This is a genomic window from uncultured Roseobacter sp., assembly GCF_947492555.1.
In the GTDB taxonomy this organism is placed as follows: Bacteria; Pseudomonadota; Alphaproteobacteria; order Rhodobacterales; family Rhodobacteraceae; genus Roseobacter.
In genome coordinates, this window is sequence record NZ_CANLNE010000002.1 from 353613 (window position 1) to 379558 (window position 25946).

At 60.0% G+C, this 25946-nt stretch carries 27 protein-coding genes; 16 read left to right on the forward strand and 11 right to left on the reverse strand.

Annotated elements, in window-relative coordinates; all coding sequences use genetic code 11:
* Nucleotides 1-130 precede the first annotated feature (130 nt).
* From Q1A07_RS08765 to Q1A07_RS08775, 3 genes are all read left to right on the forward strand, one after another.
* On the forward strand, nucleotides 131-973 hold the full coding sequence (locus tag Q1A07_RS08765; RefSeq protein ID WP_299779858.1) for a TIGR00730 family Rossman fold protein: 843 nt from the start codon (nucleotides 131-133) through the stop codon (nucleotides 971-973).
* 88 nt (nucleotides 974-1061) lie between these two features.
* Nucleotides 1062-1418 (forward strand): DUF883 domain-containing protein, encoded by a 357-nt coding sequence (locus Q1A07_RS08770; protein WP_299779861.1) that lies wholly within the window; start codon nucleotides 1062-1064, stop codon nucleotides 1416-1418.
* Nucleotide 1419: 1 nt separating this feature from the next.
* A complete protein-coding gene (locus Q1A07_RS08775; protein WP_299779863.1) occupies nucleotides 1420-1752 on the forward strand; it encodes a phage holin family protein in 333 nt (110 codons plus the stop codon).
* A gap of 35 nt (nucleotides 1753-1787) precedes the next feature.
* On the opposite strand, the gene Q1A07_RS08780 is transcribed toward Q1A07_RS08775, so the two are convergent.
* The 3 genes from Q1A07_RS08780 to Q1A07_RS08790 all read right to left on the reverse strand — a co-directional run bounded on the left by Q1A07_RS08780 (nucleotide 1788) and on the right by Q1A07_RS08790 (nucleotide 4324).
* Nucleotides 1788-2525 (reverse strand): DsbA family protein, encoded by a 738-nt coding sequence (locus Q1A07_RS08780; RefSeq protein ID WP_299779865.1) that lies wholly within the window; start codon nucleotides 2523-2525, stop codon nucleotides 1788-1790.
* Nucleotides 2525-3709 (reverse strand): 23S rRNA (adenine(2503)-C(2))-methyltransferase RlmN, encoded by a 1185-nt coding sequence (gene rlmN / locus Q1A07_RS08785; protein WP_299779867.1) that lies wholly within the window; start codon nucleotides 3707-3709, stop codon nucleotides 2525-2527. The genes Q1A07_RS08780 and rlmN overlap by 1 nt, the downstream gene beginning before the upstream one ends.
* An 84-nt stretch (nucleotides 3710-3793) precedes the next feature.
* On the reverse strand, nucleotides 3794-4324 hold the full coding sequence (locus Q1A07_RS08790) for an invasion associated locus B family protein (RefSeq protein WP_299779869.1): 531 nt from the start codon (nucleotides 4322-4324) through the stop codon (nucleotides 3794-3796).
* Nucleotides 4325-4501: 177 nt separating this feature from the next.
* Between Q1A07_RS08790 and Q1A07_RS08795 the strand changes: the two genes are divergently transcribed.
* Nucleotides 4502-5482, forward strand: coding sequence for an asparaginase (locus Q1A07_RS08795; protein WP_299779871.1), 981 nt, complete (start codon nucleotides 4502-4504; stop codon nucleotides 5480-5482).
* Here the strand turns inward: Q1A07_RS08795 and Q1A07_RS08800 are convergent, their stop codons facing one another.
* Nucleotides 5483-5797 (reverse strand): YciI family protein, encoded by a 315-nt coding sequence (locus Q1A07_RS08800; RefSeq protein ID WP_195821093.1) that lies wholly within the window; start codon nucleotides 5795-5797, stop codon nucleotides 5483-5485.
* Between the two features lie 62 nt (nucleotides 5798-5859).
* Entirely contained in the window at nucleotides 5860-6738 is an 879-nt protein-coding gene (gene serB, locus Q1A07_RS08805) for a phosphoserine phosphatase SerB (protein ID WP_299779874.1), read from the reverse strand.
* A gap of 158 nt (nucleotides 6739-6896) precedes the next feature.
* Between serB and Q1A07_RS08810 the strand changes: the two genes are divergently transcribed.
* The 3 genes from Q1A07_RS08810 to Q1A07_RS08820 all read left to right on the forward strand — a co-directional run bounded on the left by Q1A07_RS08810 (nucleotide 6897) and on the right by Q1A07_RS08820 (nucleotide 10552).
* Complete coding sequence (locus Q1A07_RS08810) at nucleotides 6897-8036, forward strand: phosphoserine transaminase (protein WP_299779876.1); 1140 nt, start codon at nucleotides 6897-6899, stop codon at nucleotides 8034-8036.
* A 93-nt stretch (nucleotides 8037-8129) separates the two neighbouring features.
* Entirely contained in the window at nucleotides 8130-9725 is a 1596-nt protein-coding gene (serA, locus tag Q1A07_RS08815; RefSeq protein WP_299779878.1) for a phosphoglycerate dehydrogenase, read from the forward strand.
* Between the two features lie 98 nt (nucleotides 9726-9823).
* A complete protein-coding gene (locus Q1A07_RS08820; protein WP_299779880.1) occupies nucleotides 9824-10552 on the forward strand; it encodes a metallophosphoesterase family protein in 729 nt (242 codons plus the stop codon).
* On the opposite strand, the gene Q1A07_RS08825 is transcribed toward Q1A07_RS08820, so the two are convergent.
* The 4 genes from Q1A07_RS08825 to Q1A07_RS08840 form a co-directional block, all read right to left on the reverse strand.
* A complete protein-coding gene (locus Q1A07_RS08825; protein ID WP_299779882.1) occupies nucleotides 10514-10846 on the reverse strand; it encodes a hypothetical protein in 333 nt (110 codons plus the stop codon). The two genes, Q1A07_RS08820 and Q1A07_RS08825, sit on opposite strands and share 39 nt — an antisense overlap.
* Nucleotides 10847-10911: 65 nt before the next feature.
* Nucleotides 10912-11952 carry an L-threonine 3-dehydrogenase gene (gene tdh, locus Q1A07_RS08830; protein WP_299779884.1) on the reverse strand — a complete coding sequence of 347 codons (1041 nt, stop codon included), beginning with the start codon at nucleotides 11950-11952 and terminating at the stop codon, nucleotides 10912-10914.
* A 25-nt stretch (nucleotides 11953-11977) separates the two neighbouring features.
* The gene (locus Q1A07_RS08835) at nucleotides 11978-13165 is read right to left on the reverse strand and encodes a glycine C-acetyltransferase (protein ID WP_299779886.1); all 1188 of its coding nucleotides are present in this window, start codon (nucleotides 13163-13165) and stop codon (nucleotides 11978-11980) included.
* A 92-nt stretch (nucleotides 13166-13257) separates the two neighbouring features.
* Nucleotides 13258-13824, reverse strand: a complete 567-nt coding sequence (locus Q1A07_RS08840) for an XRE family transcriptional regulator (protein WP_299779888.1) — start codon at nucleotides 13822-13824, stop codon at nucleotides 13258-13260.
* A 124-nt stretch (nucleotides 13825-13948) separates the two neighbouring features.
* Between Q1A07_RS08840 and Q1A07_RS08845 the strand changes: the two genes are divergently transcribed.
* Nucleotides 13949-15127: an acetyl-CoA C-acyltransferase family protein gene (locus Q1A07_RS08845; RefSeq protein ID WP_299779890.1), complete on the forward strand. Its 1179-nt coding sequence runs from the start codon at nucleotides 13949-13951 to the stop codon at nucleotides 15125-15127.
* A 39-nt stretch (nucleotides 15128-15166) separates the two neighbouring features.
* Here the strand turns inward: Q1A07_RS08845 and ubiB are convergent, their stop codons facing one another.
* Both ubiB and ubiE read right to left on the reverse strand, forming a co-directional pair.
* Entirely contained in the window at nucleotides 15167-16714 is a 1548-nt protein-coding gene (ubiB, locus tag Q1A07_RS08850; protein ID WP_299779892.1) for a 2-polyprenylphenol 6-hydroxylase, read from the reverse strand.
* Between the two features lie 104 nt (nucleotides 16715-16818).
* Complete coding sequence (ubiE, locus tag Q1A07_RS08855; RefSeq protein ID WP_299779894.1) at nucleotides 16819-17571, reverse strand: bifunctional demethylmenaquinone methyltransferase/2-methoxy-6-polyprenyl-1,4-benzoquinol methylase UbiE; 753 nt, start codon at nucleotides 17569-17571, stop codon at nucleotides 16819-16821.
* Nucleotides 17572-17658: 87 nt separating this feature from the next.
* On the opposite strand from ubiE, the gene mutM reads away from it, so the two are divergent.
* The 8 genes from mutM to Q1A07_RS08895 all read left to right on the forward strand — a co-directional run bounded on the left by mutM (nucleotide 17659) and on the right by Q1A07_RS08895 (nucleotide 25899).
* A complete protein-coding gene (gene mutM, locus Q1A07_RS08860; RefSeq protein ID WP_299779896.1) occupies nucleotides 17659-18510 on the forward strand; it encodes a bifunctional DNA-formamidopyrimidine glycosylase/DNA-(apurinic or apyrimidinic site) lyase in 852 nt (283 codons plus the stop codon).
* 64 nt (nucleotides 18511-18574) lie between these two features.
* Nucleotides 18575-19351: an enoyl-CoA hydratase gene (locus tag Q1A07_RS08865; protein ID WP_299779898.1), complete on the forward strand. Its 777-nt coding sequence runs from the start codon at nucleotides 18575-18577 to the stop codon at nucleotides 19349-19351.
* A 121-nt stretch (nucleotides 19352-19472) separates the two neighbouring features.
* Nucleotides 19473-20555, forward strand: coding sequence for a PAS domain-containing sensor histidine kinase (locus Q1A07_RS08870; RefSeq protein ID WP_299779900.1), 1083 nt, complete (start codon nucleotides 19473-19475; stop codon nucleotides 20553-20555).
* A 158-nt stretch (nucleotides 20556-20713) separates the two neighbouring features.
* Nucleotides 20714-20977, forward strand: coding sequence for a 30S ribosomal protein S20 (gene rpsT, locus Q1A07_RS08875; RefSeq protein WP_299779902.1), 264 nt, complete (start codon nucleotides 20714-20716; stop codon nucleotides 20975-20977).
* A 527-nt stretch (nucleotides 20978-21504) separates the two neighbouring features.
* Entirely contained in the window at nucleotides 21505-22866 is a 1362-nt protein-coding gene (dnaA, locus tag Q1A07_RS08880; protein WP_299779904.1) for a chromosomal replication initiator protein DnaA, read from the forward strand.
* A 143-nt stretch (nucleotides 22867-23009) separates the two neighbouring features.
* Nucleotides 23010-24128: a DNA polymerase III subunit beta gene (gene dnaN, locus Q1A07_RS08885; protein WP_299779906.1), complete on the forward strand. Its 1119-nt coding sequence runs from the start codon at nucleotides 23010-23012 to the stop codon at nucleotides 24126-24128.
* 50 nt (nucleotides 24129-24178) lie between these two features.
* Entirely contained in the window at nucleotides 24179-25282 is a 1104-nt protein-coding gene (recF, locus tag Q1A07_RS08890) for a DNA replication/repair protein RecF (RefSeq protein ID WP_299779908.1), read from the forward strand.
* Nucleotides 25279-25899 carry a LysE family translocator gene (locus tag Q1A07_RS08895; protein WP_299779910.1) on the forward strand — a complete coding sequence of 207 codons (621 nt, stop codon included), beginning with the start codon at nucleotides 25279-25281 and terminating at the stop codon, nucleotides 25897-25899. The genes recF and Q1A07_RS08895 overlap by 4 nt, the downstream gene beginning before the upstream one ends.
* Nucleotides 25900-25946: the final 47 nt, after the last annotated feature.

Consider the following 25946-nt stretch of genomic DNA (forward strand, 5'->3'; position numbering starts at 1 on the left):
CAGGGAAAGAATTAACATGCAGCGCCTATACAAGTCCGGTGTCCCACGCGCAATCCATCCGGCGCAAAGCCATTGCATCTTGGCGCACAACATGGCCCCCTGCCTGTGATGAGTTATTGGAGTGACCCGGATGAACAAACCCCGCCACCCGCTGCGCGATGCGCATATGGACCGCAATGCGGTTCAGGACGTACCCGACACGCCGCAGACGCGTGCACCTGCCTACCGGCTTGCCTTTGCCGATGAGGATTTTCTGTGTCGGGAAGAACTGCGCCCGGTGCGACTGCAACTGGAGTTGCTCAAACCGGAGATGATGCTGGATGCGCATAACATCACCAGCACCATCGTGCTTTTTGGAGGAGCGCGCATCCCCAGCCCGGCAAACAAGGACAAGGCACGCACGAAAACGCTGTCCGAGCTGTCCCATTTCTATGACGAGGCGCGGGAGTTCTCCCGGTTGATGACCCTGAAAAGCCTCGAAAGCAGCGGGCGGGAGAATGTGGTGGTCACCGGCGGCGGCCCCGGCGTGATGGAGGCGGGCAACCGTGGCGCGGAAGATGCGGGCGGGCATTCCATCGGGCTCAACATCGTGTTGCCGCATGAGCAGGCGCCCAATGAATACGTCACGCCGGAACTGTGTTTCAACTTCCACTATTTCGCCATTCGGAAGATGCATTTCCTGATGCGCGCCAAAGCGATCTGCGTTTTTCCCGGCGGGTTCGGTACGATGGACGAGCTCTTTGAGACACTCACCCTGATCCAGACCGGACGGATGCAACCGGTGCCTGTCCTGCTCTTTGGGCGTGCCTTCTGGGAGCGTATTCTGAACTGGGAGGCGCTCGCGGACGCGGGCACCATTTCGGATGAGGATTTGTCGCTCTTCCGGTTCGTCGACAGTGCCGCCGACGCGATGCACCTGATCGAGAACTGGCAGGACCTGCCCGCCCGCGACAAACTGCCCGGGCGCAGTTGAGGGAACCATTTCGTGGCCCGCCACGTTAGTCTTCTGAATCGCAATCATGGGGTCACATCGTGGCCCCGTTCACTTTCAGGAGGGCCACATGGCACAGGCACGTTCAAACGGCAAAACCGACGTGAATGACGTTACCGCACAGATCGATACCATCAAGAATGACATTGCTGCGCTGACAGCGCTGATGTCCGACTTGGCGCAGGACAAGAAAGAGGAAGCCAAGGAGCGTGCAGCGAACACCGCAGCATCGCTGAAATCCTCCGCAGCGCAGAAAGTGGATGCGGCACACGCCAAAGCGGTCGAAACCGGAGAGCGTGTGCGCACGGATGCCGAGGCCGCGTATTACAAAGCCGAGGAAACGGTCCGTCAGCAACCCGCCATGGCGGTGGGCATTGCAGCCGGGATCGGTTTTCTGGTTGGCATGATGGCGACGCGTCGGTCGTAAGATGTTTTCGCACCTTCGCCAAAATATTCGAGACACTGCTCAACGGTTTGCGCTGGGCAGTGTCGGTGCGCTCATGACGCTGGTGGGGCTTGGGTTTCTGAGCGCGTCCGCGCTGATGCTCCTGCTCACTTTTACCGACCCGATGACGGCCAGTGCGATCATGGGGGGTGCTTTTCTGGGCATCGGATTGCTGATGATGGTTGCAGCGCGCTCATCAAAATCTGACCACAACCGGCATCACCGCCGGGAGGTCCAACCGAAGACGGATGAAATGCCGCCGCTGGCCGCTGCTTTCATGCAGGGCATGGCGCAAGGGATGGCACACCGACGCTAGGTTTTTCGGCCACCTTTGCGTCGCCGTTACGCGTGTCAGGCACAGCCCGTGAATGGTGTCTCGCGCTCCAACTCGATCAGCTTTGCGAGATCTGCTGCCGGCAAAGCACCAACTACGACCGTGCGACTAACCACCATGCCCGGCGTGCCGGGGATGCCGAGCGCACGGCCTAGCGCCAATGCCTCTTCGATCTTGACCGTCATCTCAGGGGACATCGCATCGTCCATCATCTGTTGCGCATCAAGACCATGACGCTCCGCGACGTCGCGCACGCCCACAATTCCGGGGCGCAGCACGCGTTGCATCATGTCGAGATGGATCGCGGTATGATCGCCTTGCATGCCCCCAGCAAGCGCCACCCGAGACGCCCAGACAGATCGCTCTCCCAGCAACGGAAGCTCGTGAAAGACCAGATCGATGGGCGATCCGCTGGCTGCGAGATCGGCCAGCCGTTTGTCCAGAACTGCGCAATACGGGCAATAATAGTCACTGAAAACGGCAATGGGCAAACGTTTGGGCACAATGGGTTGCGGGAATATCGCGGTGCAGAGGTCGCCGGGCAACCGACCCGTCGCCGCTTCTTCTTCAGGCGTCAGAAGACCCGCAAAAAGATCACCATTGCCCGACAGATTTCCGCGCACCAATCGGCGAAAGCCGGGCGGATTGGGAATCTTGGAAAATTCGAATGCACTGGTCTGCCGTCGCAGGATGGGAGGAATGGCCAGCGCGACAGCAACGGCACCGCCAACAATCAAGGCCTCACGACGACGCATTAATGTCCTGAAAGCCCCGTTTCCGCCTCGATCTGGCGGCGCGATTTCCGCGCCCGTTCGGTGGCCGACTTGAGCTGCCCGCAGGCGGCCATGATGTCTTCCCCCCGCGGCGTCCGGATCGGTGAAGCGTAGCCCGCCTTGTAGATGATATCGGCAAAGGCCCGGATACGGTTGTTCGACGACCGTTTGTAGGGCGCGCCCGGCCATTCATTGAAGGGGATGAGATTGATCTTGGCCGGAATGCCATCAATCAGCTTGATCAAGCGGCGCGCGTCCTCGTCACTGTCATTCACACCGTCCAGCATGACATATTCAAAGGTGATCCGCTCGGAATTCGATACTTTGGGATAGCTGCGCAGCGCGTCGAGCAGCACGTCCAGATTCCAGCGTTTGTTGATCGGCACCAGCTTGTCGCGCACCTCATCCGTGGTGGCGTGGAAGCTGATCGCCAGCTGACACCCGATTTCCTCTGCCGTGCGCGCAATCTCGGGCACAACACCAGAAGTCGACAACGTGATACGGCGGCGGCTGAGCTGAATGCCTTCGGCGTCCATGGCGATTTTCATCGCGTCTCGCACGTTCTCAAAGTTATAAAGCGGCTCGCCCATGCCCATGAGGACGATGTTGCTGAGCAACCGGGTTTCATCCTTGGGCGCGCCGATTTCCGGCCATTCGTCGAGATCGTCGCGGGCCATCATTACCTGACCAATGATCTCTGCGGCGGTCAGGTTGCGTACCAGTTTTTGCGTGCCCGTATGACAGAACGAACAGGTCAAAGTGCATCCGACCTGTGACGATACACAGAGCGTGCCGCGTCCCTCTTCGGGGATGTAAACGACCTCAACCTCATGGCCACCGGCGATGCGGACCAGATACTTACGGGTGCCGTCTTCGCTGACCTGCTTTGAGACAACCTCGGGAACTTCAATGACAAAACGCTCTTTCAACTCCGCACGCAGGGTCTTGGCCAGGTTCGTCATCGCGTCGAAATCGCGGACACCCCACTGGTAAATCCACTGCCAGATCTGACCGACGCGCATCTTGGCCTGCTTTTCCGGCACCCCTGCCTCGATCAGCGCGGCGCGCATCGCATCCCGGGTCAGGCCGACAAGGTTGACCGGCCCCTCCGGCAGTTTGCGCGGCATGGTGTGTACATCTTGCGTGATCGGCGCTGAGGCAGACATGGGTTTTCCTGACATGACGAAGATGCGCCTCTATATAGAGGTTTGCGCCAAGATCAAAAGGAAAAGCCCGTCAGGTCTGCGTGATCAGCTGGCGCAGCGTTTTTGGGCCTCGTCCAGGGCTGCGGTGAACCCGCGCAGCGAAAAGGTATCCTTGGTTGTCGTGCCCCGGCTGGAAAGTCCCGTCACCGTTGCGTCTGCACCGCGTTTCATCGCTGCCACGATCTTTGCGTCCTCGGACGTGTCTTCGGGCCATGCCCATTCACCATCGGTAAAGAGCGAATAGTTAGTGCCACCAATGTCGATATTCACTTTGGACCCGCTGGCAAAAGGATATCCGCCGGTGAAAGTGACCTGCGCATTGGCCCCCGATCCAGGGCGGAAAAAGACCATCAGCAAGATCTGCCCACGGGTCGCGGCAACAACACGGCCATCCCGGGTATTGACTGTTTCTTTCGGAACGGAAACGCCCCAGCATTCACGCGGATTGTCATCCTCGTAGACGCCCCAATCGGTTTTCTCGGCAACCAGATTGCTGCTTTGATCCTGTGCCTGCGCGGCCATGCCCGTCAGCGCCAGCGCCGAGACCAAACCAATGAAACCTTTCAAAATTCGCATGTCTTACAGCCTCCAGCCGTCTTTAACCTCAATGTCCCCGAACCTGCCCGGCGTGCCTTTTTCGACCCGCTCTCTTGCAAGACCCGTCAATCTTCTCGACAAGTGTCACAGTAGCGCAAAACCCGCGACCCCCGAAAGTCCGATTAGCAGGTTTTTGCCAAATTCTTGAGGGTTAAAATGACGCAAGCGGTTCCGATGGTCGAAATCTGGCGCGGGGACTTTCTGGAAAGCGCGCATAGTGGTCATGCGGTGGTCTGTGATGACAGCGGCCAGATTGTCGAGGCCTGGGGTGATCCGGAGGCCATTGTCCTGCCGCGCAGTTCCGCCAAGATGATACAGGCCCTGCCACTGATCACCTCCGGTGCGGCCAAGGCGACAAGCCTGACGTCAGAGCATCTGGCCCTCGCCTGCGCGTCGCATAATGGGGCGGCAATTCACACCACACGGGTCGAACGCTGGCTGGAAACGCAGGGCCTGTCCGATGCGGCTTTGCGGTGCGGACCACAGATGCCCGACGATCGACCCGCGCGCGAGGCGATAATCTGCGCCCACGAAAGCCCCTGCCAGATCCACAACAACTGCTCGGGTAAACACGCGGGCTTTCTGACGCTGGCCCAGCACCTTGGTGCCGGTCCTGAATATGTGGACGCGGATCATCCCGTGCAAAAGGCCTGCCTCGACGCGTTTGAACGCACGACGGGGGAAACCTCTCCGGGGTTTGGCATTGATGGGTGTTCTGCCCCGAATTTCGCGACCAGCCTGACCGGCATGGCGCGGGCCATGGCGCATTTCGCCGCCGCCCCCCCAGACAGCGCCGAGGCGCAGCTGCATCAGGCAATGCGGAAGCATCCGGACTTGGTGGCAGGCGAGAAACGTGCCTGCACGGAACTGATGCGGGCCATGGATGGGAAAGTCGCGATCAAAACGGGTGCGGAGGCGTTTTTCATCGCGATCCTGCCCGAGCAGAAACTCGGCGTCGCCCTCAAGATCGTCGATGGCACGACGCGGGCCTCTGAATGCGCCATCGCGGCAATTCTGGTGAAACTGGGCGTGTTAGACCCTGATCATCCGGCAACCCGCAAACGGATGAACGCGCCCATCACCAACAGGCGCGACATTCAAACCGGTTGGATCAGGCCGTCCGCGGCGCTTGCCTGATCACATCTGGTGCACTTCGGCAACTTCGATGGACCCGGAGCCATCGGCCACCATCGGGCAGCCCTTGGCCATATCGATAGCCTCGTCAATGTCAGCTGCGGCAACGACGCTGAACCCGGACAGGGGATTGGCCCCACCATGGTCCTCGACCCCTTCTGCAGTCACCGTTTTCGATGTCCCTACGGGGTTGCCCGGATTGACGACCGCCTTTCCCATGGTCTCGAACCACGCTTGCCACGCGGCCATGACCTTGGCGCCCTCTTCTTCCGATTCCGGTGTTTTGCCGCCGTGGTAGGCGAATACATACTCTGGCATTGTGTCTCCTCCCCTGTGACCCGGTTGCGATGGTATCACATGAAGGCATGAGTCGTCTTTGATCAGCCAGTGACAAACTCCGAGGCCGTATACCCCTGCAGGAATAGAAGCGCCGTCAGGTCACCATAGTTGATCCGCACATCACATTGCGCCGCCACGGCGGGTTTGGCATGCAGGGCAACCCCTGTCCCCGCACGGCCCAACATGCCCAGATCATTCGCCCCGTCGCCGACGGCGATCACATCCGCTTCGCCAATCCCAAGACGCCGTGTGATGTCCTCCAGCGCATCCACCTTGGCCTGTTGGCCAAGGATGGGCATCCCGACCTCACCCGTCAGGCTGACGCCGTCGTTGAGCAGGGTATTCGCGCGGTTCTCATCGAAGCCCAACTGCCCGGCCACGGCGCTGGTGAAATCGGTGAAACCGCCGGAGACCAAAGCGGCATGCGCCCCCTGCGCCTTCATCGTGGCCAGCAGCACCTCGCCACCCGGCATCAGGGTAATGCGGTCCGCAAGCACCTTTGCAATGGTGGCGACAGGCAGACCTTTGAGCAGTCCGACACGCGCACGCAGGGCTTCTTCAAAGTCCATCTCGCCATTCATGGCACGGGCGGTAATCTCCTTGACCCGGTCGCCGATCCCCGCCTCATCAGCCAGTTCGTCAATGCACTCCTGCTGGATCATGGTACTGTCCATATCGGCCAGCAACATCTTCTTGCGCCGTCCTTCCTTAGGCTGAACGGCAAGATCAACGCCTTGTTTTTGCAGATCTTCCCAGACCCCCCAGCGATTGTCCGGCAGTCGCGGCAACGTAAATTCTGCCGCCTCATCCGGGGCGAGCCAGACCACATCGCCCCCACCCCAGGCATTGCGCAGGGCGTCTGGCAGGGCGGGCTGCAGGCTGTGTGCGCCCGCCGCAGACAGGAGAGTGGCGATATACATGGGCAAAGTTTCCGATCCGCGCAGAGTGTGTCGCAAAAAAGCGAATTTGCGGCGTTCTAGCCTCGTTTTTTCCGTTGCACCAGACCATGCGCCGCCATAGACCCGTCCGTGGGACACCCTTCCCCAACGAAGGGCGCATATCTGGAAGGATAGCATCAATGGCTACTCAGAAACCGGCGGCGCGGCCGGTAAATCCGCGTTTTTCCTCTGGCCCCTGTGCCAAACCCCCCACGTTTGATTTGACGAATCTGTCCGACGCGCCGCTGGGCCGGTCACACCGGGCAGCGCCGGGCAAGGCAAAGCTGCTGGAAGCGATCGAGACCACCCGCGAGATCCTCGGGGTTCCGGCCGATTACCGCATCGGCATCGTGCCCGCCTCGGACACCGGCGCGTTTGAGATGGCGATGTGGTCGCTTCTGGGGGAACGCCCCGCAGAGATGGTCGCCTGGGAAAGCTTTGGCGCCGGTTGGGTCACAGATGTCGCCAAACAACTCAAGATCGAGCACACCGTGCATACCGCCGACTACGGTGAGATCTTCGATATGGCGGCGCTCAACTACGACAATGACGTCTGCTTTACGTGGAACGGTACGACCTCCGGCGTCCGGCTGCCCAGTGGCGATGTGATCCCCGCGGATCGCAAGGGTCTGACGCTTTGCGATGCGACCTCCGCCGCCTTTGCGATGGATTTACCGTGGGACAAGCTCGATGTGACGACGTTCAGCTGGCAGAAGGTGCTGGGGGGCGAGGCCGCACACGGCATGCTGATCCTCAGCCCGCGCGCTGTTGAGCGGCTGGAAAGCTATACGCCGCCCTGGCCGCTGCCGAAAATCTTCCGCCTGACCAAAGGCGGCAAGCTGATCGAAGGCATCTTCAAAGGCGAGACGATCAACACACCGTCCATGCTCTGTGTCGAGGATTACCTGCAATCTCTGGCCTGGGCAAAATCCGTTGGTGGGCTGCAGGGGCTGATTACCCGCGCCGATGCGAACGCAGCGGCGATCACCGCATTCGTGCAGCGACACAACTGGATCAGCTTTCTCGCAAGCGATCCGGCAACCCGGTCCAACACCTCTGTCTGCCTCAAATTCGCGGACGACCGGGTCAAGGACGGCGCAAGCTTTGCCAAAGCCATCGCGAAACGGCTGGCAGATGAGGGCGTGGCACTTGATGTCGGTGCGTATCGCGATGCCCCTGCCGGTCTGCGCATCTGGTGTGGCGGCACGGTGGAAACCACCGATATCGAGGCGATGCTGCCCTGGCTGGCATGGGCCTTTGAAGCCGAAATCTCATCCTGAAACAAAGGTGGCCTGAAGCCCACCCTACCTGTCCATCTGCAGGTAAGGTGGGCCTTGGGCCACCGCTTCCAAAGACATCAAAGGACCAACAGAATGGCCCCTAAAGTACTTATCTCTGACAAACTCTCCGAAGCCGCCGTGCAGATTTTCCGCGATCGTGGCATCGATGTCGATTTCCAGCCCGATGTGGGGAAGGACAAGGAAAAGCTCGCCCAGATCATCGGCGACTATGACGGCCTTGCGATCCGCTCCGCCACCAAGGTGACCGAGAAGATCATTACCGCGGCCACCAACCTCAAGGTCATCGGGCGCGCCGGGATTGGCACCGATAATATTGACAAGGAAGCAGCTTCTAAAAAGGGCATCATCGTGATGAACACGCCCTTTGGCAACATGATCACCACGGCGGAGCACGCCATCGCGATGATGTTTGCCGTGGCGCGTCAGATCCCCGAAGCCTCCGCCTCCACGCATGACGGCAAGTGGGAAAAATCCAAGTTCATGGGGGTCGAGCTGACCGGCAAGACCCTGGGCGTGATCGGCGCGGGCAACATCGGCGGTATCGTCTGCGACCGCGCCCGCGCGCTGAAAATGAAGGTACTGGCCTATGATCCTTTCCTTGGCGAAGAAAAGGCCAAGAAGATGGGTGTGGAGAAAGTCGAATTGGACGACCTGCTAGGCCGCGCGGATTTCATCACGCTGCACGTGCCCTTCACCGATCAGACGGCGAATATCCTCAGCCGCGAAAACATCGCCAAGACCAAGAAAGGCGCGCGCATCATCAACTGTGCCCGTGGCGGTCTGGTGGATGAAGAGGCTCTGGCCGAAGCGCTGAAATCCGGCCATGTGGCAGGTGCGGCCTTTGACGTCTTTGCCAAGGAACCGGCAAATGAAAACCCGCTGTTCCACCTGCCCAACGTCGTCTGCACCCCACACCTTGGGGCTGCCACGACCGAAGCACAGGAAAACGTAGCCCTCCAGGTCGCGGAACAGATGTCGGACTACCTGCTGACAGGCGCCGTGGCCAATGCGCTCAACATGCCATCCGTCACGGCGGAGGAAGCCCGCGTTATGGGACCTTGGGTCAAGCTTGCCGGGCATCTGGGCAGTTTCACCGGGCAGATGACCGATGAACCCATCCGCGCGATCAACATCCTCTATGACGGGGTGGTTGCCGATATGAACCTCGAAGCGCTCAACTGCGGCGTCATCGCCGGCATCATGAAAAAGGCAAACCCGGATGTGAACATGGTCTCCGCCCCGGTGATTGCCAAGGAGCGTGGTATCCAGATTTCGACCACCAATCAGGACAAATCCGGCGCGTTTGACGGCTACATCAAGGTCACGGTCGTCACGGCAAAACGCGAACGGTCGATTGCCGGGACCGTCTTCTCAGACGGCAAGCCACGGTTTATCCAGATCAAGGGCATCAACATCGATGCTGAGATCGGGGCGCATATGCTCTACACCACCAATGAGGACGTGCCGGGCATCATCGGGGCATTGGGTCAGACGATGGGCGACAATGGCGTGAACATCGCGAACTTTACGCTGGGTCGGGCCACCGCAGGCGGAGAGGCCATCGCTCTGCTCTACGTCGACGAACCGGTCCCGGCAGAAGCCCGCGCCAAACTGGCCGAAACAGGTATGTTCACCCAGATCAAACCGCTGGCCTTCGACGTGGCATGACCCATCGGGAGGCCGTCGCCACATGGCCTGGCCCCCCATTCCGCTTTCATCCGGCGGGACATTGCGGCATGAAGTGACCGTAGCGCTGGGGAACACTCATGACCAACCCGATCTATGCCATTGGCGACGTGCACGGACAGCTGGAGGAACTTCAACGGGTTCTGGCCCTGATCGAAGCGGATGGCGGACCCGACGCACAGGTGGTGTTGGTCGGCGATTATGTTGACCGCGGGCCCGACAGCCGCGGCGTTCTGCAGTTCCTGATCGACGCGACGGCCGCAGGTCGGAACTGGATCACGCTAAAGGGAAACCATGACCGCTATCTCGGCCGGTTTCTCGACGATACGATCGTGTATGATCCCGCCACCCGGCCCGACCTGTCGTGGTTCAACCCGCGTCTGGGCGGAGACAAGACCATGGCCGCTTACGGCGTTGAGGCAAATGAAACCATCCCTCCATCCGTAATCCGCAACGCCGCTCTCGCCGCAGTGCCGCAGGCGCATCGCGATTTTCTCTCCAGGCTGCCGCTGATGCACGAAACAGAGGACCTGCTGTTCGTGCACGCGGGCATCCGGCCTGGTATCGCACTGGACAAGCAGGTCGAAGAGGACCTGATCTGGATCCGGGCACCCTTTCTGGACCATCAAGCGTCTCACGGGCCACTGGTCGTGCACGGTCACACCGCGCTTGAGCATCCGGAACATGCTGGAAACCGCGTCAATCTGGACGGGGGGGCGGGGTATTTCCGCCCGCTGCATGCTGCCGTTTTCGAAGGACGCGCATGCTGGCTACTCTCCGAGACGGGACGCATCCCGCTGCGGCCATAGTGCCGCCCCCAGACACAGCCATCCCAGAAGGCCCTGCCCGTGGTGGCTGAGGTCGCTTTTGGCGGAAAAGCCAAGCAGTTTCACCAGAAACAAGGGCGATGGCGGGTCTTGAACCACCCATTGCGGGGTCAACCCGTCAAAGATCAGCAGATAGTAGCCGTAGTAGGCCTGCGGCGAAATCCAGACGAATGCGCCAAAAAGCACCACCCCCACAAAGGCCCGCAGGATGAGACTGCGCGCGCGCGACAACCGCCACGCGAGAAACACGGTGCCAGCCGCCAACATAACAGACACCAGCACCAACCCGACCTGGCCGGCGAGTGAAAGTGTGAAAAAACTGTCCCGCGGGTAAATGCCGTCTATCCCGTCCAATCCAACACAACCTTGCCCGAACTGCCGGATTTCATGGCAGCAAACCCGGCCTCAAAGTCATCGACCGGAAAGCGGTGCGTGATCACCCGGCTGATGTCCAACCCGTTCTGCAGCATCGCGATCATCTTGTACCAGGTCTCGAAAATCTCGCGGCCATAGACGCCCTTGATCGTGATCGCCTTGAAGACGATGCGACTCCAATCCACGGGGCTCTTTCCCGGCGGAATACCCAGCATCGCAATACGCCCGCCCATGGTCATCGCCTCGACCATCTGATCCAGCGCGCGCTGATTACCCGACATCTCGAGGCCCACGTCAAAGCCCTGTTTCATCTTGAGGTCCGAAACTGTTTCAGCCAGATCAGCCTCCGCAACATTGACCGGCACCACATCGGCCACCTCTGCTGCCAGCGCCAGACGGTCCGGGTTCACATCCGTAATCACCACATGCCGCGCGCCCACATGCCGCGAAACCGCCGCCGCCATGATGCCGATGGGACCAGCACCCGTGATCAACACATCCTCCCCCACAAGGTCAAAACTAAGCGCGGTATGCACCGCATTCCCCAAAGGATCGAGGATTGCACCGATGTCGTCGGATATTTCATCGGGCAGCGGGACGACATTGAAGGCTGGCAGCCTGAGGTACTGGGCAAAGGCGCCCTGTTCGTTCACCCCAATACCGCGCGTACCGGGATCAAGATGGAACTTGCCCGCCCGGCTTTGCCGCGACGTCGTGCCAATCAGATGCCCCTCCCCAGAACAGCGCTGACCGATTGTCAAATCCGTCACGTTAGAGCCTAGTTCCACGATCACACCGGCAAACTCATGGCCGGTGATCATTGGAACCGGCACGGTATGCGCCGCCCAGTCGTCCCAGTTCCAGATGTGAATATCGGTGCCGCAGATGCCGGTCTTGCTGATCTTGATCAGCACGTCATCCGGGCCAATCTCCGGCACCGGCGCATGGATCATCCACAGCCCCTCGCGCGGATGCAGTTTGGAAAGTGCCTTCATTTCATTGTTCATCAAATATGCCCTTCGCACCATCGCGTCACGCGATTACGCCGCACGCCCTGCCCGCGGTCTCAAAGGCCCCGAGCGCCTTGTCCAGTTCATCGCGGGTCAAAGACGCATTCATCTGCGTCCGGATCCGCGCCTGGCCGCGCGGCACCACGGGGAAAAAAAACCCGGACACGAAAACGCCCTCTTCGAATAGTTTCGCCGCCATATCCTGCGCCAATTGCGCCTCGCCCAGCATCACCGGCACAATCGGATGCTCACCCGGCAGCAGATCAAAGCCCAGTTTGTCCAGCCCCGCGCGCCAATAGGCGGTGTTTTCGAACAACCGCGCCCGCAAATCGTCCCCTTTTTCAACCAGCTCCAACGCCTTGATCCCTGCCGCAACAATGGATGGCGGCAAGGAGTTGGAGAAAAGATAAGGCCGCGCTCGCTGGCGCAACAGATCGATGACAGGTTGCGGCCCCGCAATATAGCCACCAATCGCCCCGCCCAGCGCCTTACCAAGCGTGCCTGTGAGAATATCCACGTCGACACCCGCATGTGCAGGTGTTCCTGCCCCTTTCGGACCCATGAACCCGGTGGCGTGGCAATCATCAACCATCACCAGTGCCCCATATTTCTCGGCCAGCGCCTTGATATCAGACAGTTTCGCCAGATAACCGTCCATGCTGAACACGCCATCCGTGGCGACCAGAATAAACCGGGCACCTTCTTCACGGGCAAGCTTCAACTGCCCTTCCAGATCCGTCATATCCGAATTGGCATAGCGGTATCTTTTCGCTTTGCAGAGCCTGATCCCATCAATGATCGACGCGTGGTTCAAGGCATCGGATACCACGGCATCCTCGGGCCCCAGGAGGGGTTCGAACAGCCCACCATTTGCGTCAAAACAGGCCGCAAACAGAATGGAATCGTCCATATCCAGGAAGGTCGCAAGCTTCTGCTCCAACTCCCGATGAATGTCTTGCGTACCACAGATGAAGCGCACGGAGGCCATGCCAAAACCGCGCGGGTTCATCGCCTCCTTGGCGGCCGCGATCAACTCCGGATGATCCGCAAGCCCCAAATAGTTGTTGGCACAGAGGTTGATGACGTCCCGCGGACCCACCGAGATCTGCCCGCCTTGCGGGGATGTGATCATGCGCTCGCGCTTCATCATGCCATCCGCTTCGATCTGGGCGAGGGTGTCGGTGATGTGTTGCAGATAGGCTTGCGTCATGGTGCGACTCCTTTTTGCGCCCGTCTAGCAGAACGGATGGTGTTCTGGAATGGGAAATTTCGCAATAGCGGATTTATTCCAATATCTCGGAACTACGCGTTCTGAACGACGAGAAAGGCCCGGACGTCGCCCGTTTCCGCGGCGATCCTATGCGTCACATCCGCAGCATAGCGCGCAGTGTCGCCTGCGTTCAGCGTACTCGACACCTCACCGCTGGTGACCGTCACTGCGCCATCGATCACGGTCAGATGTTCACGCGCGCCCCGGGCATGGGGTTGGCTGTCGAGCATACCTCCTTTGGCGATCGTCAGCTCATAGACCTCGTGCCGCCCCGCGTCCTCGGGCGGGGACAGGATGCGAATACGACAGCCGGAGCCGAGATTGTCGATTGTGGGCACCTCTGCGGCCCGCAGTGTCTCGATCTGCGCAGACCCCTGCGCGTCATCGAGCAAGCCGGCGAAATCGACCTGCAGCGCCCGTGTCAGGTTCCACAGCGTTGCAATCGTCGGGCTGCTTTCGCCCCGTTCGATCTGGCTGACCATGGAGCGTGACACGCCTGAAAGCTTGGCCACCGCATCCAGGGACAAATCCTTCGCGCGCCGCGCTGCTTTGAGCCGGGCGGGCAATTGCGTCAGGATGGCATTATCGGTTTCCGTCATATCGGAGACATCGCCGATATGCAGGATTGTTGTCAATTGAAACTGCGGCGCTGACGGGACGTCGTTGCTGACAACCGCACTTTGCGCCAACATAAGATGCAGAGGATCAACCCGGGAGGCCGCCATGACCAAAGACATCGTGATACTGGACGGAGCACGCACCGCCATCGGCACATTTGGAGGCGCCCTCGCAGGAACGCCGCCCATCGACCTTGGCACGGTTGCGGCCAAGGCGGCGCTGGAGCGGTCGGGTGTGGACGGTGCACAGATCGGCCATGTGGCCTTTGGACATGTGATCAACACCGAGCCGCGGGATATGTACCTCAGCCGTGTCGCCGCGATGCAGGCGGGCGTGCCGGACACGGTGCCCGCGATGAATGTGAACCGCTTGTGTGGCTCCGGCGTGCAGGCGATTGTCTCTGTCGTGCAGTCCCTGATGCTGGGTGACGCCGAGTTTGGTCTGGCAGGTGGGGCGGAGAATATGTCCCGCTCACCGTTCATCGTGCCGCAGCAGCGCTGGGGCGCGAAGATGGGCGACATCAAAACGCTGGACATGATGCTGGGCGCGCTCAACTGTCCCTTTGGCACCGGTCATATGGGGGTCACGGCGGAAAACGTCGCGGCAGAGCACGACATCACGCGGGACCAGCAGGACGCCTTTGCGCTGGAGAGCCAGACGCGGGCGGCGGCGGCCATCGCAGCAGGCTATTTTGCCGGGCAAATCACACCGGTAGAGGTGCGGGTCAAGCGGGACATGGTTCCCTTCGAGACAGATGAACACCCCAAGGCGACGACGGCGGAGGCGCTCTCCGGTCTGCGCGCGGTGTTCCAGAAGGACGGCTCCGTGACGGCGGGCAATGCCAGCGGGATCAACGATGGCGCCGGTGCGCTGGTTCTGGCCACGGCGGAGGCCGCCGAGAAGGCCGGGCTGACACCGAAGGCCCGCATTCTGGGGTATGCGCATGCCGGCGTGCGCCCCGAGGTCATGGGCATCGGACCGGTCCCGGCGGTGGAAAACCTGTTGGCGCGGACCGGCCTGCAAGCCAGCGATTTCGATGTGATCGAAAGCAACGAGGCCTTTGCCGCGCAGGCGCTGGCGGTCAGCAAAAACCTTGGCTTTGACCCCGCGAAGGTGAACCCGAATGGCGGTGCGATTGCCCTGGGCCACCCGGTCGGCGCGACGGGCGCGATCATCACGGTCAAGGCGCTCTATGAGCTGGAGCGCATTCAGGGGTCCAAGGCGTTGATCACCATGTGCATTGGTGGCGGTCAGGGGATTGCCCTGGCAATCGAGCGTCTTTAGGCGCGCGGTCCCGGCACCAGCCAGACCGACGCGCTGTTCTCAGAAGAACGTCAGATCGACGAGCACAAGCGTAAGTGTGGCGCCCGCCCCGATGGCGATGCCAAACACAATCGCCAGGAGCACACGTTCCATCAGACCGGGTTTGGACGCAGGTTCTGCCGGGTTGCTCTGACGGACCAGCGCCGCCTCGACCATCCCCGGCAATCGCGGGCCAAACCGGGCGACGACGCGGGCAGTTTTTGTCAGGTCACTCAGCACCGCCTTGGGCCCGATGGATTTGGAGATGTAGTCAGTCACGATGGGTGCCGCGACCTGCCAGATGTTCATTTGCGGATTGAGCGAGCGCGCCACACCTTCGACCACCACCATGGTGCGTTGCAGCAGGATGAGTTCGGTCCGCGTTTCCATGCCGAAGCGTTCGGTCACCTCGAAGAGGTAGTTCAGCAGACGGCCCATCGAAATCTTGGACGCATCCATGCCGAAAATTGGCTCCCCTACGGCACGCAGAGCGCGGGCGAATTCATCCACATCCTTGTCGGCGGGCACATAGCCCGCTTCAAAATGCACCTCGGCCACGCGCTTGTAGTCCTTGCGGATGAAGCCAAAGAGGATTTCCGCATAGACCCGGCGGGTGTATTCGTCGATGTGTCCCATGATACCGAAGTCATAGGCGACGATATCGCCATTGGGCGCGACCTTGAGGTTGCCCTGGTGCATGTCCGCGTGGAAGTAGCCGTCGCGCAGCGCGTGATTGAGGAACAGCTGCAAGACACGTTCGCTGAGCGCCACACGGTCATGCCCTGCCGCGTCAATCGCATCATTGTCGCCCATCGGCGCGCCATCGGCCCAGCCCAGCGTCATGACGCGCCGGGCGGAGTATTCCCACTTCATCTGCGGCAGCTGAAACCCGGCATCGTCCTTGGTGTTGGCCGCAAATTCGGACGCGGCAGAGGATTCCAGCCGCAGGTCCAACTCTCCGCGCACGACACCATCGAAGTGCTCGATCACCTCCATCGGACGCAGGCGGCGGGAGCCCGGCGAGAAAATCTCGACCATACGCGCCGCAAGGTAGAAGGCATCCACATCCTTACGGAACGCTTTTTCGATGCCGGGGCGCAGGACCTTGACGGCGACGGCCTCGCCATTTGAAGCGAGGGTTGCCTTGTGCACCTGCGCAATCGATGCCGCCGCGACCGGTTCGCTGAACTCGGAAAACATTTGATCGACGGGCATACCCAGTTCGCGCTGCACCTCCTCCTTGGCTTCCTGCACCGAAAAGGGCGGCAGTTTGTCCTGCAGAACTCGCAGTTGCAACGCCAGCTCGTCGCCCACCACGTCGGGGCGGGTCGACAGAATCTGGCCAAACTTGATATAGGCGGGGCCGAGCGCGGTCAGCGCGCGGGTGGCGGGCGGCATCGCCGGATCACCTTTATATCCCAGCCATTTGAACGGCAGTCCCAGCGTGCGGGCGACAAAACGCAGCGTCGGCGGGGCTTCGAACGCGTCGAGCACGACATTCATCGCGCCGGTGCGTTCGAGCGTGGCGCCTGTGCGGATGAGCCGCCAGATATTGTGGGGACCACGCATGGGTTATCCTTTGGTGTCGCCGTGCGGGCGCAAGGCGATCCGCCGGGGGCGCTGCCCCCGGTCCCCCAGCATATTGGCGGAACAATGAAGAGGGGCGCGCGGCGTCACAGCTTCCAGCCCGAATGCAGGCAGGCCACGCCCATGGTCAGATTGCGGTATTTGGCATTCTCGAAGCCCGCGTCCCGGATCATGGCGAGGAAGCTTTCCTGATCGGGGAAGTTGCGGATCGATTCCACGAGGTATTGGTAGCTGTCGCGGTCGTTTGCGATGATCTGGCCCATGCGTGGGATCACGTTGAAGCTGTAGAGGTCATAGGCCTTTTGCATCGCGGGGTTGGGCAACTGGCTGAATTCGAGCACCATCAGGCGACCGCCGGGTTTGAGCACGCGGTAAGCCTCATGCAGCGCATCCTGTGGGCGGGTGACGTTCCGGATGCCGAAGCTTATGGTGTAGACATCGAAACTGTTGTCTTCAAAGGGCAGTGCCATCGCATCCCCCACCACCCAATCGAGGCTGTCCTGCATCTGTGCGGCCTCGGCGCGCTGGCGTCCTTCGACCAGCATCGGCTCTGTCAGGTCGAGCACGGTGGCGTGACCGGAGCCGGCGCGTTTGAGGAACCGGAACGAGATGTCGCCTGTGCCCCCCGCCACATCGAGCAGCTTTTGCCCGGGTCGGGGCGCGAGCCAATCCATCATCGCGTCTTTCCAGAGCCGGTGAATGCCGCCGGACATCACGTCGTTCATGATGTCGTACTTGCTGGCGACGGAGGAAAACACGCCCTGCACGCGTCCGGCCTTTTCACCCTCGGGAACGGTCTCGAACCCAAAGTGGGTGGTTTTGTCTTTGGTATCTGTCATCGGCTCTTGCAGTCCCTGCGCTTCGCGCTTTGTTATAGGGCTCTGAGAGCCGTGCACAATGCGGCCCTTTCGTCACAGGGAGACAAGATGCCCGAACTGCCCGAAGTTGAGACGGTCCGGCGCGGGCTGACCCCCGCCATGCAGGGCGTGCGGATTGCGAAGGCCGAAGTCAACCGGCCCGATCTGCGCTGGCCCTTTCCTGCAGACATGGGGGCACGCTTGAGTGGGCAGCGGGTGGAGCAACTGCGGCGGCGGTCCAAGTATATTCTGGCCGATCTGAGCTCGGGCGAGACGCTGCTCATTCATCTGGGCATGTCTGGGCGGATGCTGGTGTCGGGCGATCCGCTGGGGCAATTCGTGCATGACCACCCTGCCCCGGAGAAACACGACCATGTTGTCTTGCATATGGAGAACGGCGCGCGCATCACCTTTAACGACCCGCGGCGATTTGGGGCGATGGATCTGATGCCGACACAAGGTGCGGAGCACCACAAGTTGCTGTCTGTTCTGGGGCCGGAACCTCTGGGCAATGACTTTCACGAGGCGCATCTGGTCGAGGCCTTCAGGGGCAAGATGAGCCCGATAAAATCAGCCTTGCTGGACCAGAAAATTGTTGCGGGGCTGGGCAACATCTACGTGTGCGAGGCGCTCTATCGCGCAAAAATCAGGCCGACACGCAAAGCCGGGCGTATTTCTGCCCCCCGGGTTGCAGGGCTTGTTCCGATCATTCGCGCGGTGCTGTCAGAGGCCATTGAGGCGGGCGGCTCGTCCCTGCGCGATTTTCGGCAAGCCGACGGAGAGCTTGGATATTTCCAGCACAACTTTGACGTCTATGGCCGCGAAGGAGCGCCCTGCAGAACCCCCGAATGCCCCGGCGTCATTGGGCGAATCGTGCAATCGGGACGCTCATCTTTCTTCTGTGCGCAATGCCAAAGATAGCTTGAACCTCCGTTGCGCATGGTATTGAGTCGAGGTTCCAGACAACAATCGAGAGCTTCTTTCAATGGCCTATGAAACGATCATCGTTGACGTAGAGAACCATGTCGCACAGATCACGCTGAACCGGCCCGACGCATTGAATGCGCTGAATGACGAGCTGATGAAAGAACTGGCCGACGCGCTGGCAGAGGCGCAGGCCAACGAGAAGGTCCGTTGCATCATCATCACCGGCTCGGAGAAAGCCTTTGCCGCGGGCGCGGACATCGCGATGATGAAGGACAAGAGCTTTGTCGAAGCGTTTTCGGGGGATCTCTTCACGCCGGAAACCGACCAGATCATGCGGGTGCGCAAACCCATTATCGCCGCCGTGTCCGGATACGCTCTCGGCGGTGGATGCGAACTGGCGATGATGTGTGATTTCATCATCTGTTCGGAAACCGCCAAGTTTGGCCAGCCGGAGATCAATCTGGGCGTGGTTGCGGGCATCGGCGGGACGCAACGGCTGACCCGCATTGTCGGCAAATCCAAGGCGATGGACATGAACCTGACCGGTCGCTTCATGGACGCGGAAGAGGCGGAGCGGTCCGGTCTCGCCTCCCGCGTGGTGGCGTGCAAGAAACTGCTGGAAGAAGCACATAGCGCTGCTCAGAAAATCGCCGAAAAATCGATGGTTTCGGTGATGGTTGTCAAAGAAGCGGTCAACCGTGCCTATGAAGTGCCGTTGCGCGAGGGCCTGCTGTTCGAGCGGCGAATGTTCCATTCGCTCTTTGCCACCGAAGACCAATCCGAAGGCATGTCCGCCTTTCTGGAAAAGCGCGAAGCTCAATTTCGCGACAAGTAGGCGCTACGCGGTCGCTTGGGCAACGCGGGACCCCTCGAAAGACATCCCTGGCCATTACATTCTTCTGCCAAAGGTCAACGTTGATTTTTGATACGAGCATCCGTAAGAATTCGTCCTTAGGTTGAACAAATTCGAGCCGCAGGTGGTTGGACAGATAGACAGATACAGTCTGACATGGCGGGTCACCCCGGACCTGTTGGGCATTCTCGACAAATCCGGTGTGTTCACCGATACGAATCCGGCCTGGTTCAAAACTCTCGGCAGACTACCCGAAGATATTGAAAGCAGACAGTTTTTCGACTTCATCCACCCCGATGACATCCCCAAGACCGAGCGGGCATTCGTAAAAATTCAGAACGGCGAACCGATCCTGCAGTTCGAAAACAGGTACCAGCACAAGGATGGCAGCTATCGCTGGCTCTCCTGGAATGCGGTGCCGGAGGCAGGCCTCTTTTTCTGCAGCGCCCGGGACATTACCGACGCCAAGGACAACGAACAGATGCTCCGGACCAAGGAGGATGAAGCACAGCTGCGCGAACAGTTCATCGCCGTGCTGGGCCACGATCTGCGCACCCCGATCGCGGCGGTCAGTTCGGCAATCTGGACCGCCTTGCGACAGGAACAAACCGAAAAATCACGCAGGCTGCTGACGACGGCGGAAGTATCTCTGGGCCGGATGACGGCGCTCATCTCCGACGTCATGGATTTTGCGCGGGCGCGTCTTGGCGGGGATATCGGGATTGCCCCGACGCAGAGTGTTGAGCTGACACCAATTCTGGCGCAGGTGGTTCAGGAAATTCGGCTGTCCAATCCTGATACGACTATCATCGAAGACTTTCACTTTTTCGACAACGTGCAGTGTGACGGAGACCGGATCAGCCAGTTGCTGTCGAACCTTGTCTCAAACGCGGTTTTTCACGGTGAGCAGGATGAACCCGTTCGTGTCCGCGCATTTAACGAAGGCGAAAACCTTGTTCTGACCGTCGCGAATTTCGGGAAACCGATCCCACAAGCCGCGCAGGAAAAGCTGTTCGAACCCTTCACCCGCGCCGAGCTGCGGCAATCCCAGAACGGGCTGGGGTTGGGGTTATTCATCGCCAAACAAATCGCCTTGGGACATGGGGGGACATTGAGCGTGACCTCCGACGATATCGAAACCGAATTCCGGCTTGTCCTGCCCAGGAAGGCCCCCGCATCGGGCTGAATTTGCCGTTTGCAAATCCTGCCAGCTTCTTTATAGAGCGCCCGATACATGCGCGTGCAGCCCGCTTTGGCTAGAATCACCTTTGGTTGAATATCAACCGAAACGGGGGGCACCGTGCAATCGAGACACATTGAACCCTTAGAAAAGGTGACGCACACATGGCCAATTCGCCACAGTCCAAGAAACGCGCCCGTCAGAACGAGGCCCGCTTTCAAGTCAACAAAGCGCGTCGTTCGCGCATCCGTACCTATCTGCGCAAAGTCGAAGAGGCGATTGCCTCCGGGGACAAGGACGCAGCGGCAAGCGCTCTGAAAGCAGCACAACCCGAATTGATGCGTGGTGTGACAAAAGGCGTCTTCCACAAAAATACTGCAGCGCGGAAAGTCTCCCGTCTGTCTGCACGCGTCAAAGCACTGGGGTAACGCTCCCCAAAAACAGCGATGAAAAGCGCCGATTCTTCGGCGCTTTTTTGCATTTATGAGACTCTTTCCGCGTGGCCGGAGATTCTTTTTTGAAAATTCAGAGTCAAGAATGAAGTTCAGTTGCCGTGCCGCTCACGAACTTGCTACCAGTGTATAGCGATTCATTTCGCCATGGGGGGACAGGCTCTGATCGGTCACTTCGCACTGCAGCGAAGACTATGACATCAGGGACTGGGCGCCGCGGGTAACCGTAACGCCTTCAGTCTGCAAAAGCTGCGCAAACAGCGTTTTGCCCTGTCAAAAAAGAGCGGACGGTGTCGTCTGACGGGGTAGCGCTTCCGAGCAATCGGAAACGTATTTCGATCAGGCTTTGCCTAATCTGTATATGTCCGTCGGGCGTTCACCTGTTTCCGTGTGGGAGCGGGATAGGAGAACTATGCCTGCGGAACGAAGATAGAGACGGTGGGGCATACCAAACATGGGTGCTGCGCCGGAATTGGGAACGCTAAAGGGAAAACAGGTCAAACATGACTAAAGAAAAGTGGGGGCAGTTGAGGCAGAGACTGCTGAAGACCGTAGGGCAAAACAACTACACGAATTGGATTGAACCAATCGAGTTTCGCGCCGCAAACGATGGAATTGCAACATTTGATGTACCGACCAACTTTCTGGGAAACTACGTTAACCAAAACTTTGCGGATCTGATCCTACATGAGCTGAAGACAGAAGATCCTACTGTGCGCCGCCTGTGCTTTGCCGTGCCCGCACCCGTGGGTGCACAGGAGACAGCAATGCAAGACCAGCCAACGGTAGCACCACGTGTTGCGAAACCCGCAAACTCCGGCACGCTGACCACCGCGCCACTGGACAAGCGCTTTACATTCGACACTTTTGTTGTCGGTAAGCCCAATGAGTTGGCCCATGCCGCCGCGCGGCGCGTGGCAGAAGGCGGGCCGGTGACATTCAATCCGCTTTTTCTCTACGGTGGTGTCGGTCTTGGTAAAACGCACCTGATGCATGCCATTGCCCATGAGTTGCGTCAGCGTCGTCCCGAAATGAATGTCCTCTACCTCTCGGCCGAGCAGTTCATGTATCGCTTTGTTCAGGCTTTGCGGGACCGTAAAATGATGGATTTCAAGGAAATCTTCCGGTCCGTTGACGTGTTGATGGTGGATGACGTGCAATTCATCGCGGGCAAGGATTCCACGCAGGAGGAGTTCTTTCACACGTTCAACGCGCTGGTTGATCAAAACAAGCAGATCATTATTTCCGCCGACCGGGCACCGGGCGAAATCAAGGACCTTGAAGATCGCGTGAAGTCGCGTCTGCAATGCGGGTTGGTGGTCGATCTGCACCCGACGGACTACGAGCTGCGGCTCGGCATCCTGCAGAGCAAGGTGGAGCAGCAGCGCGCCAATTATCCGGGTCTTGAGGTCGAAGCGGGTGTGCTTGAGTTCCTCGCGCACCGGATTTCGACTAACGTGCGTGTGCTTGAGGGCGCGTTGACGCGGCTTTTTGCCTTTGCCTCGCTTGTCGGGCGCGAGATCAACATGGAACTGACGCAGGATTGCCTGTCGGACGTGCTGCGCGCCTCGGAGCGCAAGATCACGGTCGAGGAAATCCAGCGCAAGGTCTCGGATCACTACAACATCCGGCTTTCCGACATGATCGGGCCCAAGCGTCTGCGATCCTATGCCCGGCCACGGCAGGTGGCGATGTATCTGTGCAAGAAAATGACCAGCCGGTCCTTGCCTGAAATCGGGCGCCGTTTTGGCGGGCGTGACCACACCACGGTCATGCACGGGGTCAAGCGGATCGAAGAACTGAAGTCACAGGACGGGCAGATTGCCGAAGACCTCGAATTGCTGCGCCGCGCGCTGGAAGAATAGTCACACATCCGGCCCGCAGCCTTGCAAAAGGGCTGCGGGTCTTGACGCCCTGCCCTTTCCAACAGACAAACCAATAAAAGTCTTGTGAAGTCGGTGGAACAGGGTAATTTGCCTGTCCCGACTGGTGGGAAGGATAAGGCATCATGAAGATCAGCATCGAACGCGCAGCCCTGCTCAAGGCGGTGTCTCAGGCACAGTCCGTCGTGGAGCGGCGTAACACGATCCCCATCCTTGCCAATGTGTTGATTGAAGCCGAAGGCAGCGATGTGAGCTTCCGCGCCACCGACCTCGATATCGAAGTTGTCGACAAGGCCCCGGCCCAGGTCGAACGCGCCGGCGCCACCACTGTTTCTGCAACCACCCTGCATGAAATCGTACGCAAACTGCCGGATGGTGCACTGGTCACGCTGACCGCTGATGGCGCGACGGGTCGGCTGACTGTCGAGGCGGGTCGGTCGAACTTCTCGCTGGCAACGCTGCCGAAAGAAGACTTCCCGGTCATGGCATCATCTGAATATGCCTCGAACTTCTCGGCCCCGGCGCCAGTGTTGCGACGGCTTTTTGACAAATCCAAATTCGCGATCTCGACCGAGGAGACCCGGTATTATCTGAACGGTGTCTACATGCATGTCTCGGACGCCGAGGGCGGGCAGGTGCTGCGCTGCGTGGCGACAGACGGTCACCGGCTGGCCCGGATCGATGCCGATCTGCCGGAAGGTGCCGCGGATATGCCCGGCGTGATCGTCCCCCGCAAGACCGTCGGCGAATTGCGCAAGCTGCTGGACGATGACGAGATGAAAATCGCGGTATCGGTGTCAGAGACCAAGGTACGCTTTGCCACGCCCGACATCACGCTGACCTCGAAGGTCATCGACGGCACCTTCCCGGACTACACCCGCGTCATCCCGCAGGGCAACACGCGCAAGCTGGAAGTGGACGCCTCCGACTTTGCGCAGGCCGTGGACCGGGTGGCGACAGTCAGCTCCGAACGCTCGCGCGCGGTGAAGCTGCAGCTGGACGAAGACCGGCTGGTGCTGTCGGTGAATGCGCCGGATTCCGGGGCCGCCGAGGAAGAGCTGGCTGTGGCTTACGGTGATGAGCGTCTGGAAATTGGCTTTAACGCCAAGTATTTGCTGGAGATTGCCAGCCAGGTGGATCGTGAAAATGCGGTGTTCCTGTTCAACTCCTCCGGCGATCCGACCCTGATGCGGGAAGGCAATGACCAATCCGCTGTTTACGTCGTGATGCCGATGCGCGTGTAAGAGGGTTTTGCCTCCGGCGGGCATATTTTTGGAACAATGAAAGGCGAGCGATGGCGCTGTATCTGACATCGCTGACCCTGTCGCATTTCCGATCACATAAAGTAGGGCGGCTGGCGCTGGATGGGCGGCCTGTGGCTTTGTATGGCGCGAATGGCGCGGGCAAGACCAATGTGTTGGAGGCCGTCTCGCTGTTCTCTCCGGGGCGGGGGCTGCGCCGGTCCAGTGCTGAGGATATGACGCGGCGTCCGGAGGCTTTGGGGTGGAAGCTTTCCGGCATTTTGCAGTCGATGCACCAATTGCATGAAATCGAGATCTGGTCCGAAGGCGGCGCAGCCCGACAGGTCAAGATCGATGACAAGGCGGCCGCGCAGGTGGCGTTGGGGCGGATTGCGCGGGTGCTGTGGCTGATCCCGGCGATGGACCGCCTGTGGATTGAAGGGGCCGAAGGGCGGCGGCGGTTTCTGGACCGGATGACGTTGAGCTTTGAGCCCGGGCATGCCGAAGCGACATTAGCCTACGAGCGCGCGATGCGTGAACGGAACCGGCTTTTGAAGGACATGGTGCGAGACCCTGCGTGGTACGGAGCGCTTGAGGCGCAGATGGCGCAATCTGGCGTCATGGTCCATGCCAATCGCCGCGCGGCTTTGGCGCAGCTGTCAAGAGCGCAGACAGATGCGACCACTGCCTTTCCTGCAGCGGCGTTGACGCTTACCCATGCGGAGGGAGAACTGCCGGACACCGAGAAAGATTTGCGCGCGGCATTGGCCGACAGTCGCACGCGTGACATGGCCGCGGGACGCAGTCTGATTGGCCCGCATCGCGCTGATCTCTATGGGATGTATCAGGCCAAGGATGTGCCGGCGAAAGACTGTTCAACCGGGGAGCAAAAGGCGCTTCTGGTTTCACTGATCCTTGCCAATGCGCGGGCGCTGGCGCGGGATTTCGGCGCACCGCCGCTTTTGTTACTTGATGAGGTTGCTGCTCATCTCGACCCGGATCGGCGCGCGGCACTTTATGATGAAATCACAGCCCTTGGCGCGCAGGCCTGGATGACAGGCACGGAGCCCGCGCTTTTCGAGGCCTTGGGAGATCGCGCGCAATACATCGAAGTACTTGATAGAGATGGGCTTTCTGAACTCCTGCCCCGATCATGAGCATCGCATGGTCTGATCTGATTTTATACGCGGGCGCGCTGGTGATCCTGTTTCTGACCCCCGGTCCGGTATGGCTGGCACTGATGGCCCGGGCGCTGTCCGGCGGATTTCGTGCCGCCTGGCCGCTTGCCGTGGGCGTCGCGGTAGGAGATATTCTGTGGCCCTTGGTTGCCGTGCTGGGCATCTCCTGGGTGCTGTCGGTTTTTGATGTGTTCATGGCGGTGCTTCGGTGGGTGGCTTGCGCAGTGTTCATCGGCATGGGGCTCTTGCTGATCCGACACGCGGATCAGAAGATCAGCACGGACAGCCGCCTGACACGGCCCGGTCTCTGGCCCGGATTTCTCGCCGGTCTCGTTGCGATTCTCGGTAATCCCAAGGCAGTGCTCTTCTACATGGGCGTTCTGCCGGGGTTCTTTGACCTGCGCAGCGTGACAGCGGGAGACGTCAGCGCGATCATCGCCGCATCGGTTGCAATCCCCCTCATCGGAAACCTCTTGCTGGCGGCCTGTGTGAGCCATGTGCGGGCCCTGATCACGGCACCTCGAACCCTGGCGCGCATCAATGTAATCTCCGGGTTTCTGCTGATCTTGGTCGGTGTGGTTCTGCCGGTCATCTGACACAAAATATTGTGCCCGTGACGTGACATTCCCCTTTAGAAACCTTA